This window comes from uncultured Sunxiuqinia sp. (assembly GCF_947495665.1).
GTDB lineage: Bacteria > Bacteroidota > Bacteroidia > Bacteroidales > Prolixibacteraceae > Sunxiuqinia > Sunxiuqinia rutila.
This window is the reverse complement of sequence record NZ_CANLZV010000012.1, coordinates 13264-31231: the sequence shown is the minus strand read 5'-3', so window position 1 is coordinate 31231 and position 17968 is coordinate 13264. Positions and strand designations below refer to the sequence as shown.

Annotated in this window: 11 protein-coding genes; 4 read left to right on the top strand and 7 right to left on the bottom strand. The window is 40.8% G+C overall.

The window, feature by feature from the left end; all coding sequences use genetic code 11:
• Nucleotides 1–25: 25 nt before the first annotated feature.
• Genes Q1A18_RS14090 through Q1A18_RS14060 form a run of 7 tightly spaced genes read right to left on the bottom strand, consistent with a single transcriptional unit; the run spans nucleotide 26 to nucleotide 12379 of the window.
• A complete protein-coding gene (locus tag Q1A18_RS14090) occupies nucleotides 26–664 on the bottom strand; it encodes a DUF4391 domain-containing protein (RefSeq protein WP_299581695.1) in 639 nt (212 codons plus the stop codon).
• Between the two features lie 7 nt (nucleotides 665–671).
• The gene (locus Q1A18_RS14085; RefSeq protein ID WP_299581692.1) at nucleotides 672–3899 is read right to left on the bottom strand and encodes a helicase-related protein; all 3228 of its coding nucleotides are present in this window, start codon (nucleotides 3897–3899) and stop codon (nucleotides 672–674) included.
• Between the two features lie 10 nt (nucleotides 3900–3909).
• Nucleotides 3910–4884 carry a restriction endonuclease gene (locus Q1A18_RS14080; RefSeq protein WP_299581689.1) on the bottom strand — a complete coding sequence of 325 codons (975 nt, stop codon included), beginning with the start codon at nucleotides 4882–4884 and terminating at the stop codon, nucleotides 3910–3912.
• A 28-nt stretch (nucleotides 4885–4912) separates the two neighbouring features.
• Nucleotides 4913–8047, bottom strand: coding sequence for a DEAD/DEAH box helicase family protein (locus Q1A18_RS14075; RefSeq protein WP_299581686.1), 3135 nt, complete (start codon nucleotides 8045–8047; stop codon nucleotides 4913–4915).
• Complete coding sequence (locus Q1A18_RS14070; RefSeq protein ID WP_299581683.1) at nucleotides 8047–9693, bottom strand: RNA-binding domain-containing protein; 1647 nt, start codon at nucleotides 9691–9693, stop codon at nucleotides 8047–8049. The genes Q1A18_RS14075 and Q1A18_RS14070 overlap by 1 nt, the downstream gene beginning before the upstream one ends.
• A 3-nt stretch (nucleotides 9694–9696) precedes the next feature.
• The gene (locus Q1A18_RS14065; protein WP_299581680.1) at nucleotides 9697–10398 is read right to left on the bottom strand and encodes a hypothetical protein; all 702 of its coding nucleotides are present in this window, start codon (nucleotides 10396–10398) and stop codon (nucleotides 9697–9699) included.
• Between the two features lie 25 nt (nucleotides 10399–10423).
• Nucleotides 10424–12379, bottom strand: a complete 1956-nt coding sequence (locus tag Q1A18_RS14060; protein WP_299581677.1) for a site-specific DNA-methyltransferase — start codon at nucleotides 12377–12379, stop codon at nucleotides 10424–10426.
• A 1093-nt stretch (nucleotides 12380–13472) separates the two neighbouring features.
• On the opposite strand from Q1A18_RS14060, the gene Q1A18_RS14055 reads away from it, so the two are divergent.
• The 4 genes from Q1A18_RS14055 (at nucleotide 13473) to Q1A18_RS14040 (ending at nucleotide 17597) form a co-directional block, all read left to right on the top strand.
• The gene (locus Q1A18_RS14055; protein ID WP_299581674.1) at nucleotides 13473–14780 is read left to right on the top strand and encodes a phage integrase SAM-like domain-containing protein; all 1308 of its coding nucleotides are present in this window, start codon (nucleotides 13473–13475) and stop codon (nucleotides 14778–14780) included.
• Between the two features lie 74 nt (nucleotides 14781–14854).
• A complete protein-coding gene (locus Q1A18_RS14050) occupies nucleotides 14855–15706 on the top strand; it encodes a hypothetical protein (protein ID WP_299581671.1) in 852 nt (283 codons plus the stop codon).
• Nucleotides 15707–15801: 95 nt separating this feature from the next.
• Complete coding sequence (locus Q1A18_RS14045) at nucleotides 15802–16083, top strand: helix-turn-helix domain-containing protein (RefSeq protein ID WP_299581668.1); 282 nt, start codon at nucleotides 15802–15804, stop codon at nucleotides 16081–16083.
• A 2-nt stretch (nucleotides 16084–16085) separates the two neighbouring features.
• Nucleotides 16086–17597 (top strand): hypothetical protein, encoded by a 1512-nt coding sequence (locus Q1A18_RS14040; RefSeq protein WP_299581665.1) that lies wholly within the window; start codon nucleotides 16086–16088, stop codon nucleotides 17595–17597.
• The last annotated feature ends 371 nt before the right edge of the window (nucleotides 17598–17968 follow it).

Here is a 17968-nt window from a genome sequence, read left to right as displayed (position 1 = left end):
TAGTGTCCTGATCGTCCCTAGTAGCTTATAGTGAAATTAGTATCGACCTATATTCCTGCAGCTCCAGGTTTAGTTCGACTTTTCGGTTGAATTGTTTGCAGCGTTTTATTTCCTGTTCGAGTTTGGTGATTTTTTGTTGGAGCTGTTTGATCTGCTGCACGTTTTCGATCAGGGCTGATATGTCTGAGGAGTCGGATTGGGTCTTACCTGAAAGCTGAAAACATAGGTCATTGAAAATGAAGTCGAGGCTTTGCCGGAGATTCAGCTGGTAGGGATTTTCTGCTTTATCAAACCAAGCGGAGGTGAAGGTCCAATCGATAACTGCCGTGTTTTCGTTCGTAGGATGAGGATGTTTCTTTGCCAACGAAATCATTGCTTCCTCACCGTGAGTAACTAAAAAAATGATTGGATACGGAATTGACCGATCGATAATTTGTATCAGATCAGCGATCTGATCTTTTTCCTTTAGGCAGATACTAAAGATCTGTATTTCCTCAACCTCAATCCCTTCCAGGTTAATAGTAGTAGCAGATAGTTTATTTTCCCATTTGATTTTTGCCACCTTATCGATAAACATTCGCTTTTGCTTAGAAGAGGTATAATTATCGAAAGCGTTTTTCGGAATTACCTTGTTTACGATAGTTGTTTGAGGCAATTGGAACATCAGCTTGCTATTTAACGATTATAAATGAAATCAGCTTAAAATCCTCAATTCCTTTGATGGTGTTCTGCAAAGCTGTTGTTCCTCCAGCTTTAAACAAGGAAAGTACATCCCGCTCCTCTTCCGTTTGAAGGACTGTGCTAATTGACTTACGAAGCAGACCTGAGTATTTATCCATATTCCGATAATCGCTCGTTTCTGCACTGAGCTCTTCGCACAGTTGATTCAAAGGATCTTTTTTACCTTTGCATAACATGCGGAATTTATCCAGAATTTTCTTCGCATCAACATGATTGTTTATTAGCTCGCCCTCGTTATTCAGATAAACCAAATAATATGGATGCAAGCGGTTCATTTTATTAATATTGACTTGGGTATTTACATTTTTGAGGACAAAGATCACCCCCTGCGGCAGGAACTCGTTTGTTCCTGTTATGGCATGCAGTCCTTCCGGAATATTCTTGAGGTAGCCATACTCCTTAATCATATTTGCTAAATCGACCCGGAAGTCATTCAATCCCAAATCTGTGATGCTTACTCCTTCCCGTAAATCCTCCAAATCCACTACTTCCTCTTTCAGGCGTTGGAGCTGAATTTTTCGATACTCCAGGTCTTTCTCCTCTGCATTCAGAATGTTATCATCACCGGTACCTGCCATATTTGCTATTAACATGCGATTTTCGACCCGCTGTTTCAGGTTGATGTAGGTATCCAATGTCACATCGGGCCAAAAGTTGACCATTGTAATCGACTCATTAATGGAGCCAATCCGATCAATACGCCCAAAGCGCTGAATGATCCGCACCGGGTTCCAGTGAATATCATAGTTAATTAAGTAATCACAATCCTGTAAGTTTTGACCTTCCGAGATACAATCAGTAGCTATTAGCAGGTCAATGTCTGCATTCAGGCTGGCATGTGCCAGTGCCTTATTTTTTGACACCGGAGAGAAACAGGTTAGAAGCGAATTGAGGTCGTAGGGAATATTTTTAATGGTACAGGTTCGCTTTGAGCCTGTTATTAAAGCTGTATTAATCCCAAAATCTTTCCTGAGTTGCTCTTTCAATGATGCATAGAGGTAGTTTGCTGTATCGGCAAAGGCGGTAAAGATGATTATCTTCCGATTGCCGGAATTAACCGGTGTTTCAATTTTCTCAGCGATATTCTTTTTTAAGCGAATCAGTTTCAAGTCTTCTTTGGGCGTGATATCTTTTACTCCATCCAAAAGCTGTTCGAGAATAATTCTATCCTCATTCAAATCTTCCTCCCAACGTGCAATATCCATATCGCCGATATGGACTTTCACTTTCTTCCCAATAATGTTTTCTTCGTCACCCCAGTCTGGTTCCCAGTCTAAATCATCAGTCGTTGAGTCGAATTGCGCGGAGGTAAAGTCACCGTCAGCATTGTTTGTAATTACCTTCAGGGCATCGTAAATCTGACTGAGAATATTTTCGATTGTCAAACGAAAGGCCATCACAGAACTTTCGATCCGTTTTAGCAAGTTCATTCGCATGAGCAATTGCAGGGACTTTTCACGATCGACCTGCGTAAAGCGACCTGATTTGACCTCCTTGTCATACAACTCGGCATACAATTGGACCTTACTATCCAAAATGTAACTCAAAGGTGAATACACTGAAAGATTGAGTAATGAAAGTTGTTCTGCTATTGTCTTAAAGTCTAACTCATTCGACTCGATCAATGGACATTGAATTGAGACGGGTTTGTTCCGTTGAGGAAATTTTCCTATTGCCGAGGTATCGTAATAGGTTGTAATGTGTTTCCGCGATCGTGCAATGGTTAAGCTGTCAAGAATTTGGAAAAAGTCAAAGTCGAGCATTTCCAACAGGGTTTCTGTTGATCGTCGTTGCAATTCCAATTTTGACCAGCTATTAAAGGCTTTTTGTGCACTTCGGAAGACTGATTCGATTCCTTTCTCTGTATCCAGTTTTTTGTCCATCAGTTCCGGCATTCCTTCATAGGCTAGTGCCAACTGGTTTTTCAGATCATTAAACCTGTTATTGACGGGCGTAGCAGACAGCATCAGCACTTTTGTATCAATCCCTTCCTGAATAATTTTACGGAGTAACTTCTGATAGCGATTTTCTTTTCCTACAGTGGTGTTGTTGTTTCTGAAGTTGTGAGACTCGTCGATGACCACCAGACCATAATTTCCCCAGTTGACATTCTCGAGTTTGCGCCCATTACTAAAGCCGCGCTCACGGGACAGATCAGTATGGAATAGTACATCGTAATTGAATTTATCTTTGGCCAATATATTTCCTTTGTCGTTGTGTCGATAAGTATTCCAGTTATCCTCCAGTTTTTTTGGACATAGCACCAGGACATCTTTGTTTCGCTTCTCGTAATATTTGATAATACCAAGCGCAGTAAATGTTTTTCCAAGACCGACGCTATCAGCCACAATGCAGCCGTTGTATTTTTCGAGTTTGTTGATAGCCCCAATTACTGCATCCTGCTGGAAATTGTAGAGCATCCGCCATACTTCGGTATCTTTAAAGCCAATTTCTTCGTTGGGTAAATTTTCGAGTGAAAGGTCACTCAGAAACTCATTGAAGATGTTGTACAGGGTCACAAAGTAGATGAATTCAGGGCTATTCTCTTTGTACGCGTTTCTAAAGTACTCCTGAACCTTGGCAGTAACGTCGTGCAAGCTTTCTTTGTCCGACCACACCTGGTTAAACCAATCAAGGTATGCTCTACTTTCCGGAAAATCCACCTTCTGGATGAGTGTAGGAAAGCCTTTCTTATGCGTAACGCCCAGATCAGAAGTAGTGAAGCCGTTGATATTTGAAAAAGCTTTACCGTCAGCATCTGCCTGATTAATATGGAGCATTCCATTTAAGGGCTGATTGGAATGGATATTTGACTTGAAGGTCACTTTATTTTTCACCCAATCGCTACACTCTTTCGCAATGGCTCTCTGGTTCAGCTCATTTTTTAATCGCAATTCGAACTCACCACCACACAGGTGTTGCTCGTTGTAAATGTGCGGGATATAAAACTCACGGACTTCCTTTTGAAACTTTTCCTCAATGAAGGTGGGAGAGGTAAAAATGAAACGCATCTCCTCAACGCTTTTTAGTTCTTTTACCAGCGCTTCAAAAGCGTAAATCGAAAATGTTGAGGCAGCAATTGAAAGCTTACTTCCTTTTTTGATTTCGACTTTCAGGTCGTCAACTAGCCTTGAGTTTATATTATCGATGAGTTTCATTGCATTCTGTTTAAGCGATTACCAAACCAATCTTCAGATTCAATTTTTTCTGAAACTCTTCAGGAATATCATCCCAATGTTCCACTAAAATATCAACCAATTGGGTTCCATTAATCAACCCAATACGTGGGAAGCCTTGCTCGTTTGCAATTTTCTTAGCTGCATCCTGGTAGTCTGCAGTTGTAATGAAGGCCCCCTGCCCATTTGAAGGAATATTTTGACGAAGTTCTTTTACGGTATTGGCCTTAATCTTTGCTCCCAACTTATAGCGTTTAGCCTGAACAAAAATCTTCATTTTTGCCATGCCAGAGATATTTAGCTCACCAATAGCATCAACACCTCCATCTCCGACTTTCCCTTTGTGCTCACTGCCTTCAAAGCCTAAAGCTGTGAGCAGGTGAGTTATCAAAATTTCAAATTCCGTTGCATCAAGCTCAAGTATTCTGTTGAGCACAGTTGTATAGTAATCGTATTCCGCTTTTTGTTCTGATTTTGAAAGTAACTCAGAGTGACCGATTGTCGAAAAGAAGTTCTTTTTATGACTGATGGAAAACACAGTTAACGATGAACGAATTGTATTTTGGAATGGTACTGAAAACTGAGAGCGTTGAATAGGCTCCTTTGTCCATTTTACCTTTTTACGATGCTTGTAAGGACAAGCATCTACCATCATGTCTGCAAAATAGTACGGATTCTGCTCCACCACCCCATAGTAAATGTATTCAGTATCTTTTGCCGGGGTAATAACATAATCCCCTGGTTGAATATCCAATAAGAAACGGGCTATCTGTCCGACTTGCTGTCCAATAACTACGTTGCTCTTGTCTTTCGGGTATTCTTGTTTATATAAGGGGTACAAATCTTCTCTTTTCTTTATTCCCGAAAGATTATTATTTGGGAGCCAACCAATAGAAACATAGCCCCCACTAATGAATTGTTCGGTATAAGTTCCAAATTCTGCCCTAACGCAATATAATTCAACCATTCCTTTATACTTTCGTTTCTTTACTTCGCTATTTAACCTGTACTATTTCGAGCATTTTTTCGTAGCTGCTCAATTTATGGTATTTCACCAATCCATCACTAATTTCATCGAAATGCTTGGTGGCACAGTGAATTTTTAGAGCCTCAATACCTTTCAAATCCATATCTTTTTCGGAACCTTTGGTTTCGGCCACAAAATAGATATGGCGGACTTTTTCTTTATCAAATACGATTGCCCAATCGGGTGAGTAGTTGGCCACTGGCGTTGTAATATGAAAGCTCTTCGGGAGCTTCGCATAAACCGTTACCTCCTCGCTGTTCTCCAGTGCTTCGGCAAACTTCTGCTCTACCTGGGAATCGGTAATCAGGTAGTCGTAAATGTGTCGTTTCAGCATTTCAGACTGACGCAAGGCTGATTTATCGTTTGTAAAAATGGTATGGGCATCGTGCCGCCCTTCTGTTTTGTGATACACGATATTGTTGATGATCAAACTGGCTTTTACCTCGTTGATCAGGCCGGCAGATTTGGCGATAAACTCCTCCGGATTTTTGCGTACCAAGTAGAATTGCTGTTCCTTGATTCCCTTCAGAATTGCTACCACCGAACGACGGGTCAGATTGGTTTTATTGACAATTTCGCCGACGATATCGTAAGCCGTATTCGTGTAAATATCGGTATTGAGTTTTTTGGTTGCCCGGCGTGTTTCTTTGAAAGCTTCTTTATTTTCCAGTTCCTCCTTGGTTGTTTCCAGCAACTCACCACTTTTTACCTCATAAATTCGATCTGAAATATGCAGGTCTGCATTTATTTTATTGATGCTATCACTAATCAGTTTTTCTGAATTGAAATTAACCTCGTAGATCGTTTTCAAGTTGATCTTATTCCAGAGTTCCTGAAATTCCTTCTTATGGAAGTTCTGATTGACAGAAACCTTGACTGCGCCCCGCTCGTCCTCCGGTTTGAACGGTTCGCCAGAATAAACTGATTTCATTAATCGGGTGACATCAGTCTGGAAAGGTTGGAATTCTTCGGGCAGATCGATTTTCCCAGATTCGATTATTTGACGGCCAATAGCGGTGATCCGGTCATCCTCGTCGATAATATCGTTTTTGTATAAGATTTTATTCAGGCGATTCGCCTGTTCCTTCGTAATTCGAATCTCAACGCCTTTCTCATCTTTAACGACTTTGCCAACAAAGTAATCGACATTGGCTTTTTGCGGACGATCTTTCAGGGTTGAGGCTATTTCGGATTGTAAGCCTTTTGCAAAAGCTTCGTAGCTTTCGGATGCAACCACTGTGAGCTTGTTAATTTCGTGTACCTCATCTCCAATGCTGTCGTAGTCGAGGCGAATACCGTGTTTATTCACGCATAGACGCATTCCCCGTCCCACTTCCTGACGGCGACGATTTGTACTGCCACTTTCAGCGTGTTTGAGCGCACAAATTTGGAATACGTTCGGGTTATCCCATCCTTCCTTCAAAGCAGAGTGCGAGAAGATAAATCGTACCGGTTCCTCGAAGCTCATGAGCTGCTCTTTGTTTTTCATGATCAGGTCATAGGCAGAAGTGTCCTCGGAATCCTCTTTACCTCGTTTCACTTTAGGGTCAACCAAGCGGTTCTTTTTATCGATGGAGAAGTAGCCATTATGTACCTGACTGGCTTCGTCGCGATTTAAGTATTCCTGGTATGTTGGTGCGTAACCCCGGTGTATTTCCGAGGTACTGTGTTTCTGCAGGTAATCGTTGTATTCCTGATTGAACAGGTCGATAAATTCGTTACGGATCAAATTGTATTCTTCTTCAAAAATTTGGGCATATTCTCCCAACAGCTCATTACCGTCCCCATCGTACTTGCGGTATTTTTCGACTGAATCGATGAAGAAGAGTGACAGCACTTTAATTCCTTTTCCGTAGAGTTCTTTTTCCTTCTCCAAATGCGACAGGATCGTTTCCCTTATTTGAATCCGACGGAAAGCTTTTTCATCCAAATCGCCCATGGCCTCACCGCTATGAAGGTCTTCGCCATTAACAACAATTTTGTTGAAGTAGCCGTCAATTTCCTGAACCGTACAATTTTTGTACTGGGGCATTTCACCGGAAAGCTGGTAAATATTAGCTCCTTTACTCAGCTTTTCGCGCACTCGCTTTACGCCGGAGCCATTGCGTTTTTCGTACTCGATAACTGCGACGGGAGGCTTGTTACTGCTTAGGATGATTTGTTCCAGATATAAATATCCGGTGGTCCCTGTTGAACCTTTGAGGTTGATCCCTTTGACCTGAATTTTCTTGACCAGTTTATGGTTATAGGCATCAAGGGCATCGAGGCGAAATACTTTGTTGTATTCAATCTTGTGGGTGGCCGAGTAGCGCACCGTAAACAACGGATTAAAATGCTGCATCATTTCCAACGAGACCTTACCATCAACCGACTGTGGTTCGTCGATAATCAGGATTGGATTGGTTTGTGCCAGAATTTGGATGGGCGCCCGGGTTCCGAACTTATCTTGTTCTTTATGGATCAGCAAGGCATCTTTTCCTCGACGGGCGTACGCCTGAGTATTGATGATCATCACACTGATGCGGCTATCGGCTGCAAAATTTTCAATATCCTGTGGCCGGGCAGAATTGTAGATGAAGGGTTTTATTTTATGCCCATAACGCTCCTGAAAGTGATCCTGTGTAATTTCGAAGGATTTGTACACCCCCTCGCGAATGGCAACACTGGGAACAACGATGATAAATTTGCTCCAGCCATAATGTTTATGCAGCTCGTACATGGTACGAATATAGGTGTAGGTTTTACCAGTACCCGTTTCCATTTCAATGGTTAAGTGGTAACCGTTTTTATAGCCTGCAGGACGCTCCACTTTTGAACTTGCAATAATTTCATTTGTGTGCTGAACCTCTTGTATATTTTCCAGCAACTGTGATTCTGTAACGGCGAGTTGTCGGTTTCGGTAACCGATGTTCTCGAGTATTTCATTCTCCATTGCCAGAGCAGCTTGTGTATCACCAGCAGCCATCATTTTTTGGCGACGTTGTAGATCGCGTGTACGTTCAAGGGTGAAATGCTGGGTAGCCATCGGCTGTCCTTTGAAGCATTCGACTACCGCGCCTACTGCCTGTATCTGGAATTGTTGTTCTTTAAATTGTAGTTTCATCACTGTTGATTCAGTAAATTCAGTAATCGCATCCCCGCTTCTGTTGTTTGATATCTTTGATTGGGATTCGTTCTATCCTCGGGGAACTCCTTGATCACCCAACCAGCTTCCAGCAAGGGATCTAAGTATTTTTCGCGATTATAAGTCTGATTGGTTAAATTCATTCGGGCAAATAAATCTGCCCTTTTCATCTTATTAATTAAGAGCGTTAGCATCTCTACTACTCGCTCATGTATTTGCTCATTCAGAATAGCCATCACTTCGTTAGTAGCTCCGTTAGTAGCTCCGTTAGTAGCTCCGTTAGTAGTTCCGTTAGCATAAGCCATAACGTCTTCTATATCCTTAAATGAAAACATATTAGCTTGGCTAGCTACTTGTTTGCCGGATTGGACAACAAGTTCATTAAAAGGATGTACCGGAAGCGTTACCAACACATGCGTACTTTGCTCATTGGTCTCAAACAAAGGAGCTGGGGAACCATTTCTTTCCATCGCATCGTAAATGGTTGGAAAGCCGGTACCACGACCTTCTGTCAATTTTAGCTCTTTCAGGAAGTCACCAATCCGGCGGTTCCGGTATTCCCGGGCAACAATTCTTCGTTGTGTTTTCAGGATTTCGGCATTCACCGGTGGTACCGGTCCCGGGAAACTCAAAATTTCGATCTTATCCGGCCACACCTGCACTTCAATGGGCGAGCCCAGCTCGTAGCTTTTGTGGTAGACCGCATTTGACAAAGCTTCCTCTACTGCGTCGAAAGGGAAGTTAACAAAGCGATCTGCTTCCGCCCGATCTGGGTGTTTTACGACCCTTTCACCAATAATATTGGTTTTAAGAAAGGATAATGTATCGCGTAATTGCTGATGCAAAGGGCCTTTAAAATAATACTCCTTGAAATTTCTACCTGAACCATCCTGGTGCCAGACCAATTCAATCCAGCAACGCCTGAAAAATTTTTCCGGTTGTTTCGAGAAGAAAAGTAGCCCAACATTGACGGGACGGCAATCCTCAGTCGGCCCCCGGACGATGTGCATGGTTTTACACAGGTCGGGAAATGGCATTCGGGCACTCTCGTCGAACAAGTCACTTTTTATTTCCTGTAAAAACGAACGGATGGTACCCAGATCCAAATCATTCATCGCAGCCTGATTGTTCACGCGATCGTCAAAAGGGATTCGTGCGGCTAATTCGTTCAGTTGACGTAAGTGATCGCCTTTTGCCACCAGGCTTCTGGAACCAATGCGGACGTAATAATTTCGGGAAGTTGATTTCCCCAGGGAGTCCGGCGCCGAATAGGGCCGATTATCACCGGCAGGGCACCAGAGTACCAGAATATGTTTGTCGTCGATGACATACGGTTGAACGATTGGGAAATAGGCCGGTTGAACTTGATTCGCGAGTTGGATGATCTTTCCCTGAATGGCATCGAGCTGATTGGCCTGCAACCCATGCGGGGGCAACACCGGCTGCCCCTTCTGTTCGTCAACGCCTATGATGATATAGCCACCGCCCCAATTGTGAATATCGTTAGCAAAGGCACAGATGGAATGAATGACATCTTCCGGATTCCAACCTTGCTTGAACTCCAGGCGCTCCCATTCGACCGTCTGACCATGGATTAGATCGTGTATATTGATTGGTAAAGCCATATCTTATTTCCCTAGAATTTCATGTTTAAGAATCTCCCCTATTTGCACCCTCTTTTTATCAGCAAGATGTGCCCCCGACGGATGTGGAATTCCGAATGCTTTAATATCGTCTAATTTGCCTTTCAAAAGCAACCTCCGGGAATCGCGCAACAAACAGCTATCACCGTTACTTGTAATCGGCAAATAGTCGAAACACCCGGCAGTACCGAGACACAATATATTCTTAGGTTTTACAATTCGGGTAATGAGACCAAGCGAAAATTCGGCACATTTTTTAAATGCTGTTGCTCCGTACCGACGATTTAACAAATCCTCGATATTCGGTGAGTTGAAATAGACAAAATTCATATACATGCTTTCCTCTAAAATCTGCTGCATCTCTTGTTGTGCAAAAGACTTCTGTAAATTTTTCCAAATTGTCCAGTTCTTATGTTCGTGGTAAAACGGATTTCCAGCTAATAGTACCTCTGGCGTCATTTGCTTTGCCTCTGTTAAATGCCATACCGGATTTTCATACTGATCAGCATAGGAAAATTGTTCTGCCGGGTTGATCCCAAGGATTAACAGCTCCGGTTGCTCTTTGGGCAACGATTGAAAAGCATAGAACGAAAGGTCCATATCGTATTCCGGGGTCATAGCCACCTCGTGACAATATGCAACTACATTCCGGCTCCACTCTAAAATATTCGCTTTAAATTCACTCATACCACTCCATTTCCTATTGTTCGTTTTAGATTACCCGCATCTCCGTATCGGGACTCAATTGCTTGAGTAATTGTTTCACGTTTTCTTTGGCGGTATCGTTAGCGAAGGAACTGTCGCGGAAAACAATGCGCAGGGGTTGCTCTTTGGCTACTTCTTTGGCAAAGGCTTCGTTGATACCGGCATCGAAACAACAGTAGAGGCTGTTGGCGGCTACTTTGTAGATGGTTTTACCGGCCAATTCCACTTCCTCGATTTTAAGTGAGAGCGGCAAGCCCCAATCGAGCATTACTTGTGTTACCAAATCCATGGCGGTGCGCCCGGGTTTGAGGTTATCGGCAAAGAGATCCATCATCCCTTGGTTGTAATCCTGCGGGCGGTAATAGACGTCCTGCATGTTGGAGGAGTCGAGGCGGAAGACACGGAAACCGAAATCCGGTTTTGAGTTTCGAGTTTCGAGTTTCGAGTTGTCAAAATCAAGTTTTCCGGATTCCTTTTGTTGCCTGTCTTCCAGCTCACTTTGTATTTTTTTACCAGCGCGGCGGATGCGTTCTTTGCCAATTTCGCAAATGGTTTTGTAGCCTGCTTTGTATGCCTCTGAATTAGCTTTAAAATCATTAGTTCCTACTGATAAATCTTCAGGTAACTGCACTAAAATGAATTTCCGATTAAGGCACTTATCAAATTCTTCTTTAAATAAAGCATGAGCGATCGTTGCAGAGCCTGAGAAAAAATCAAGAATAATATCATCTTTATTAGTAGAAAGTTGTATAATTCTTCGTAGTAACCTAGTTGGTTTCGGATTATCAAATATCACTTTATCATCAAACAGGGATTTTAGCTCTTGAGCTCCTTCCTGATTGTGTCCAACTGATTTATTATCCCACCATGTCCATGGTCTCTGACCTTTAGATTCAGATAGAAATTTTTTCAGTCTTGGTCGATTCGAACCTTCTTGGCCAAACCAAATTCGATTATCATCCCTAAGTTTATTGAACGTTTCTTCAGCTAAAGCCCAACAGCGACCATCAGGAGGTGGCATTTTTATCCCAGTTGGAGTAGTTATTGTATAAAACTGAGACTTTGGTGCCCTACCTGTTTGTCCTGTAAGATCAACAGAAGCCCACTCCCCACGAGGATCATTATCAGGATTGGTAAAACTATTTTTTCGAGTAGCGTCTAACGGCAAATAATTAAACTCTCCACTTTCGACAAAAGTGTTTCTGCCATAAACAACAATGTTATCATGAGCAGCACTGATATTCATCCTTGCATCAGGAGAAGTTTTCTTTTGCCACATAATGTTTGCTACAAAGTTCCCTTCCCCAAACACCTCATCACAAAGTTTCCGTAGATTATGAACTTCATTATCATCAATCGAGATAAAAATGACACCATCATCCGTCAAAAGATTTCGAGCCAGCTTTAAACGTGGGTACATCATGCTTAACCAATCGGAATGGTAACGGCCGGAGGTCTCGAGGTTTGGTACCAGGCGGTTGCCTTGCTCGTCGGTCTGGCCGCTTTCGGCTTTAAACTCGTCGGAGTCCTGCGTAAAGTTGTCGCGATAAATAAAGTCGTTGCCCGTGTTGTAGGGCGGGTCGATGTAAATCATTTTGATTTTGCCGAGGTAGCTTTCCTGCAGGAGCTTGAGCACTTCGAGGTTATCGCCTTCGATGTAGAGGTTTTCGGTGTTTTCGAAATCGACCGATTCTTCGGGGACAGGGCGCAGGGTATTGGTCGTTGGCAGGTTGGCCGTAACAATAGCCTCGCGCTTACCGGGCCATTCGAGGCGGTAGCGCTCTTTGGTTCCTTCCACCACTTCGTGGTTCAGCTCCTGGCGCAGCAAGTCGAAATCGATGGCTTTTCCGCTGTCAGTTTCTGTGACACAATTGGGGAACAGGGCGGCTAATTTCTCTATATTTTGGTTCACTAGGTCGGGTGACTGCAGATCGAGTTTATCGGACATATCAAAGCTTTTCAAGTTGTTCTTTTTAATTTCCAAGTATGAAATTTAGAATAAAAAGTAAATTTAGGAAAAATTGAGTATTGGGAAACTCTTAGTTGAGAATAATAGAAGACAAACGAAGCTTATGACCAAACTTTGATTTAATAGGGGCAACCGATCAACAATCATTTATTTAAATCTCCTAATGTGGTCCAATTCTTATAGAAACAGCGAGTTTCTCAAACGGGAAAAGAGGTTGTGTTAAGAGGGAAGAAACGTGGGTTAAAATGACTGGGATTTTAGTCTTTTCAACAGTCTTCAGGAAATAGCAAGCAATACTATAATACGACATTGCACGGCACGGGTTTTTCAGCTGATTTTTTGAACACAAATTCTCCAAGTTTTCCACACCTATAACAGACTTAATTAGAAAACCTATAATTAATAACTTTATATGTTTTGAAAATTATTATATCATAATGGGTATCTCTCCCCTAACAAACGCTTCAAAAGAAAGATGCTAAAAATCAATACCTAAGCAACTATAATATTCAGCATTATACGATGGACGGCTATTGTAGACACTCCTAATCTATGTGTAATATCAGCCATTATATTATTCTAGTTTCTACTTCAATAGAAAACACAAATCATTTGTATTAAAAGCACGCCAACCTGCTATATTCAGAATATGAAATTTTACAACATGGGAAAACACCCCCCCCCGGTAATTTCATCTATAAATCCATTGTTTCTTGAGAAATATTTGAGCAAGACACAAGAAGAAATTTTTAATCATTAGTTTTATGCTACAATTCGAGACAACTTGTAGAACTATTGACTAAACCCAACCCACAAGAGGGTGCAATAGCGGGGGCAAAAAACAAAAGCCCACTGATAGTCAGTAGGCTTTGTAGTCCCGACGGAAGTAGGAACTACCTATTTCTTCAAATCACTAAACCCCCGCATAATCTCTTGCAAGTCAGCAAAAACAATACCTTCAGAGCTTTTTATTGTTTTTGGGAATTGATTTAAATTGGAATAAATTGGATGTGATTGCGATTTGGTTGCCTAAATGTTGCCTAAGCTGACACTGTTTTGTAAATTTATACATACCAATTTTTTACCTATGGCAACAATAAAATACTTCCTTCAAAGCAGAAAAGAGAACGCTACAATTTACGTAAGGTTTTCTATCGACCGCAGCAATGTTTTCAAGCGAAGAACAAATTACTTCATTGATCCCGGGAATTGGAGCACTTCTAAAGGTATGCCTATTCCCAGAGACAATGAGAAGCTAAAAGTCTTAAAACGCGATTTGGAGAAGCTTAGCACCCTGATTCAAGACAACTACAATGTCGATGTAAAAGAAGGGCCCATCGATGGCGATTGGCTCGAAAGACAGGTTAATGCCTTCCAGAATAAAGCTGAAGAAACAGAAACCGACCGCTTATTAGCAGCCTTTAACGATTACATTGCCTATCTGCCCTTCAAGCTATACTCCAAGAATGGCATCAAAGTAAAAGGGGTAGCCGAGAATACCATAAAGAAATACAAAGCTTTAAAGGTCAAAATTGAAGGCTTTCAGGCTCATAAAGGCAAGCAATTTAAGGTAAAGGATGTCGGGCTTGATTTCGTTGCCCAATTTGAAAAGTATTTAGCAGAGGAAGAAAAACTAAATACAAACTCTATTGGTCGCTATGTAAAGGCTTTGAAAACAGTCTGCTTGTATGCTAATAAGTACAAGTATGTTGAAACACATAAGCAGGTTAATGAGATACAAGGTTATGCAGAGAAAGTAACACCGATTTACCTTGATTTCGATGAAATTGAGCAAATAAAGAATGCAACCTTTAAGCGAGAAGCTTTAGATAATACCCGGGATTGGCTTATTATAGGTTGTTTCATTGGTCAGCGGGTTTCTGATTTACTTCGCCTCACTCGGTTAAACGTTCAAAATAGAAACGGTCTTGAAGTGATTGAATTAGAACAGCAAAAAACAGGTAAAAAGGTCGCTATTGCGATGCCTCCGCAGGTAAAAGAAATACTGGATAAGCGAAATGGTAACTTTCCTAGAGCGATTAGTGATGTGAAATTCAATCTCCACATCAAAGACGTAGCCAAAGAAGCCGGAATCACTAAGATTACTAAGGGTGGATGGAATGACAAGGAAACCAACCGTAAAATTCAGGGAGCTTACCCAAAATGGATGCTTTTATCCTCTCATGTTTGCCGCCGTTCTTTTGCTACCAATTTCTACGGCGATATTCCAACCTCTATTTTAAAGGATATAACGGCACACAGCACCGAGAAACAATTCCTCGAATACATTGGTAAAAGTTCACCTGATTACCTTGAACAACAGGCAGATTATTGGACAAAATTGGCAAAACAAAGAGAAGAGAATAAAACTAAGGTTCGAAAATTAGTCAACTAAGTACATATTCTTTAAATTTAGGAGGTCGCTATGGATTAATTGCCGACCATTTTAAAAAGCTAATTGATGTTCCTATGATATTAGATTACAACAGCCTAGGTGAATTGTCCTTTAACTCAGAAGCTGAATCCACTCTAAACGGATTCTTGCTTTTTGTAGATTTGTTAGAACTTACTTTAGAAAAAAAGAATCCAGACGTTCAGCATTTATGCTTCAAACTGATTTCCTGCTTTGAAAAACTTTTCACATTAAGCAACAAGGAACAATTTTACTGGGATTATTGCCCTTCGGTTGTTTATACAGAAACATATGGCAAAAGATTAGGTAAATTTCTTGAAGAGAATTTAGAACTTTCAGAATCTGATTTTTTAGAAATTGAAAAAGAAAAGATTCTAAAGAATATTAGACCAGATGGATTTTATCTTTCATATTCTGTAATTAATAAAGGAGCAAGTCTGCCATCCAAGCATTCTATGAATATTGACTTTTTAAATCACAGTCAATTCTCAAACATTAAAGCGGCTACCAAAAAGAAACTATCTTTCTTGTCTGAAAAACTTGGATATGAAATTATTAAGCCAGAAATTGAGTACTGTTATTTAGAAGATAAACTAAAAGACGGATTCAATAAAGCTCATAAAGATGAGCATATTGGCTTAACGCCTCCTGAAAAATTTGTGATGCTTCATGAACTTGGAATAATTGATTTTCTAAAAGGCAGAGTCACGGTTGGATGTAGCGAAAAGAGGCTTGCAGCATTAATAAGTAAATTCACAGATATAGATGCAGAAAACTTGAGAAAAATGATGAATGATACCAAAAATGGGAAACAGAATAATAAAATTAATGATACAGCCAGAGGAGAGTTTAATAGGATTTTATCTGAACTAAAGATTGACCCCGCCTTTTTTAAGCCTAAAGAATAACTTTTTACGCTATTCAATAAAATAGGGTAATACCCATAGTTTACCCTCAATTTACCCATATTATAGTTGCATCATGAACTAAAAAATTAAAGTTTATGGTACAACAAATTCAATTGATCCAAGTAACACCAGAAGAATTACAACAAGCTATTCTAAGCGGTGTAAAACAACAGTTAGAAAGTCTGGCTCAAAACTTTCAGCCCAAAGAACCAACCCAGTATTTAACCCGCAACGAAGTGGCTGACCTGCTAAAGGTCAATCTGTGCACAATTTCCATTTGGACAAAGAAACGCAAACTTCGCTCATATGGTATTGGCAGTCGTGTCTATTATAAGCGGCACGAAATAGAACAAAGCTTAATCCCGTTAAACGAATAGGTATGGAAGTGTCTAACCTATTGGGACGTGGGGTAAAGGACTCCATAGCTCTCCCGAATAGTATTAAACGTAAAACATCCGGGAAAATTTGCATTGCCTATATACCTGAGAAATTGGAATTAGAAGAAAAATTAGCACAGACACCTCCAACGTTTGATTCCTTTCTCGATCACTGGTATTATTTGCTTGGCTTATTAGTAGAGCTGCCTATTAAATCAAGAGATCTGGTAAATAGTGAAGGTTTTGTTGTGATTAATTCGGAAGCTATCAATAAACATATAAAAGGTGCTTCTAAGATTCTTGACTACTTATGGCTTAATGGTATTTTAGATCGGACAAATTATACCCCCGGAGAAAAGAGCAGGGGTTATAAATATTCTTCAAATTACAAAGGGCGATACAAAGAAGTGAAGTATAGGAATAATCCGTACAAGCCCAGAAAAAATAGGAATACTATTAAATATCACCCCTTAATTGAGTCCTTAGATGGTTTTAATTCATTGATAGAATTTGATGAGGAAAATGCTTTGCAGTGGATTGCAAAACAGCCTGAAAGGTATAGGAATAGAAAAGGGAAAATATGTACTTTCGATAGAGACCGAGAGCGGATTGTTGTTCGTCGGTATTCCGAGGGTATATTCGCGAAATGTAGCTTCCCCGATGATTTTGGAGATAAGAGACTTTATCCACAGTGGGCAATCTGTAGAGGTGGCTATCGCCATTTTCTCAAATTTCACGGGGAGAGTTTTTCTCAACTCGATTTTTCAGGTAGTCAGCTTTTTTTGTCAAGGGTTCTATTTGCTCCTGACTTTTATACTAATACTTCAACGGGCGATAAAGTCTGTTATTGGAATTTAAGCCAGAAGGTTAAGAACTCTACCCCTGAGCCCATAAATGAGTTGGTAAAAACGAACAACAGTAACAGTACACCCCCACCTCATTTCACACATACAACTTACACAGCCTCTTCATATATGTTTGGAAAAAGTTCTACAACAGCGATGAATACAGACGTTCGGAAGTATATTGAGCTAGTCGATAATAATCAATTTTATAAATTTATGGTCTCCGAGTTAAGGAAGCAGCAGGGCTATGAGGATATTAAAAAACCAAAAGCAAAGCGGCTGATTTTTACTGTTCTGAATAGTGATACAAGCAAGAAAAATTACTATCGCGATTATACAGTTCCGTATAAACTGTGGAAGACTTATTTCCCCACCGTGATCGAATATTTTGAATCATTAAAAACAAAAGATCACAGGAACCTTAATCGTACTCTGTCGAATATTGAAGCGATATTGGTTCTTGAGAGGATTGTACCTCGTTTTATAAAGGAGTTCCCCGGAATACCAATATTTCCAGTGCATGATTGCGTAATGTGTCCTAATTCTTATATGAAGCGTTTGGAGCTTATTGTAAAGGAGGAAACCGAGATATTCATCGGAACCAAACCTCCTTATAAAATCGAAGAGCTAAGACCCGAGAATGTTTGCAACCTAATACCAGTCAAATAAACTAAACCAAAAAACTATGGCAATAATATTTAACCCAGCTGCACTTATTACCACAGATACGCTGCTATTCCTCTTTGCTCTGCTTTTCATCCAGCAAGTGAGAACGGTTTATAAGAGAATCCTTGAATTTGCCAAACGCATACTTGGCAAATAGCAAAACAATAGCAGGGATGCTTTATAGATTAGCATCCCTGTTGTTTTCTTCTCCAGCCCCCACAGACTCTTTCTCCCAACCAAAACCATCCAAAAAACTTTTCCTCCCACAGCTTAATGACTGCCTTGAATAACAGCGTCGGATTCACCATCACAAGAAAAACATTCCTCAGCATTTTGAGCTAAAATATCTTTTGCAAAATTACTCCCAGTCAATC

Excerpts from the sequence above, each read along its gene's own strand:
- Q1A18_RS14075 (WP_299581686.1), bottom strand. The coding sequence starts at position 8,047 with ATGAAACTACAATTTAAAGAACAACAATTCCAGATACAGGCAGTAGGC.
- Q1A18_RS14045 (WP_299581668.1), top strand. The coding sequence starts at position 15,802 with ATGGTACAACAAATTCAATTGATCCAAGTAACACCAGAAGAATTACAA.
- Q1A18_RS14065 (WP_299581680.1), bottom strand. The coding sequence starts at position 10,398 with ATGAGTGAATTTAAAGCGAATATTTTAGAGTGGAGCCGGAATGTAGTT.
- Q1A18_RS14080 (WP_299581689.1), bottom strand. The coding sequence starts at position 4,884 with ATGGTTGAATTATATTGCGTTAGGGCAGAATTTGGAACTTATACCGAA.
- Q1A18_RS14040 (WP_299581665.1), top strand. The coding sequence starts at position 16,086 with ATGGAAGTGTCTAACCTATTGGGACGTGGGGTAAAGGACTCCATAGCT.
- Q1A18_RS14055 (WP_299581674.1), top strand. The coding sequence starts at position 13,473 with ATGGCAACAATAAAATACTTCCTTCAAAGCAGAAAAGAGAACGCTACA.
- Q1A18_RS14090 (WP_299581695.1), bottom strand. The coding sequence starts at position 664 with ATGTTCCAATTGCCTCAAACAACTATCGTAAACAAGGTAATTCCGAAA.
- Q1A18_RS14085 (WP_299581692.1), bottom strand. The coding sequence starts at position 3,899 with ATGAAACTCATCGATAATATAAACTCAAGGCTAGTTGACGACCTGAAA.
- Q1A18_RS14050 (WP_299581671.1), top strand. The coding sequence starts at position 14,855 with ATGATATTAGATTACAACAGCCTAGGTGAATTGTCCTTTAACTCAGAA.
- Q1A18_RS14070 (WP_299581683.1), bottom strand. The coding sequence starts at position 9,693 with ATGGCTTTACCAATCAATATACACGATCTAATCCATGGTCAGACGGTC.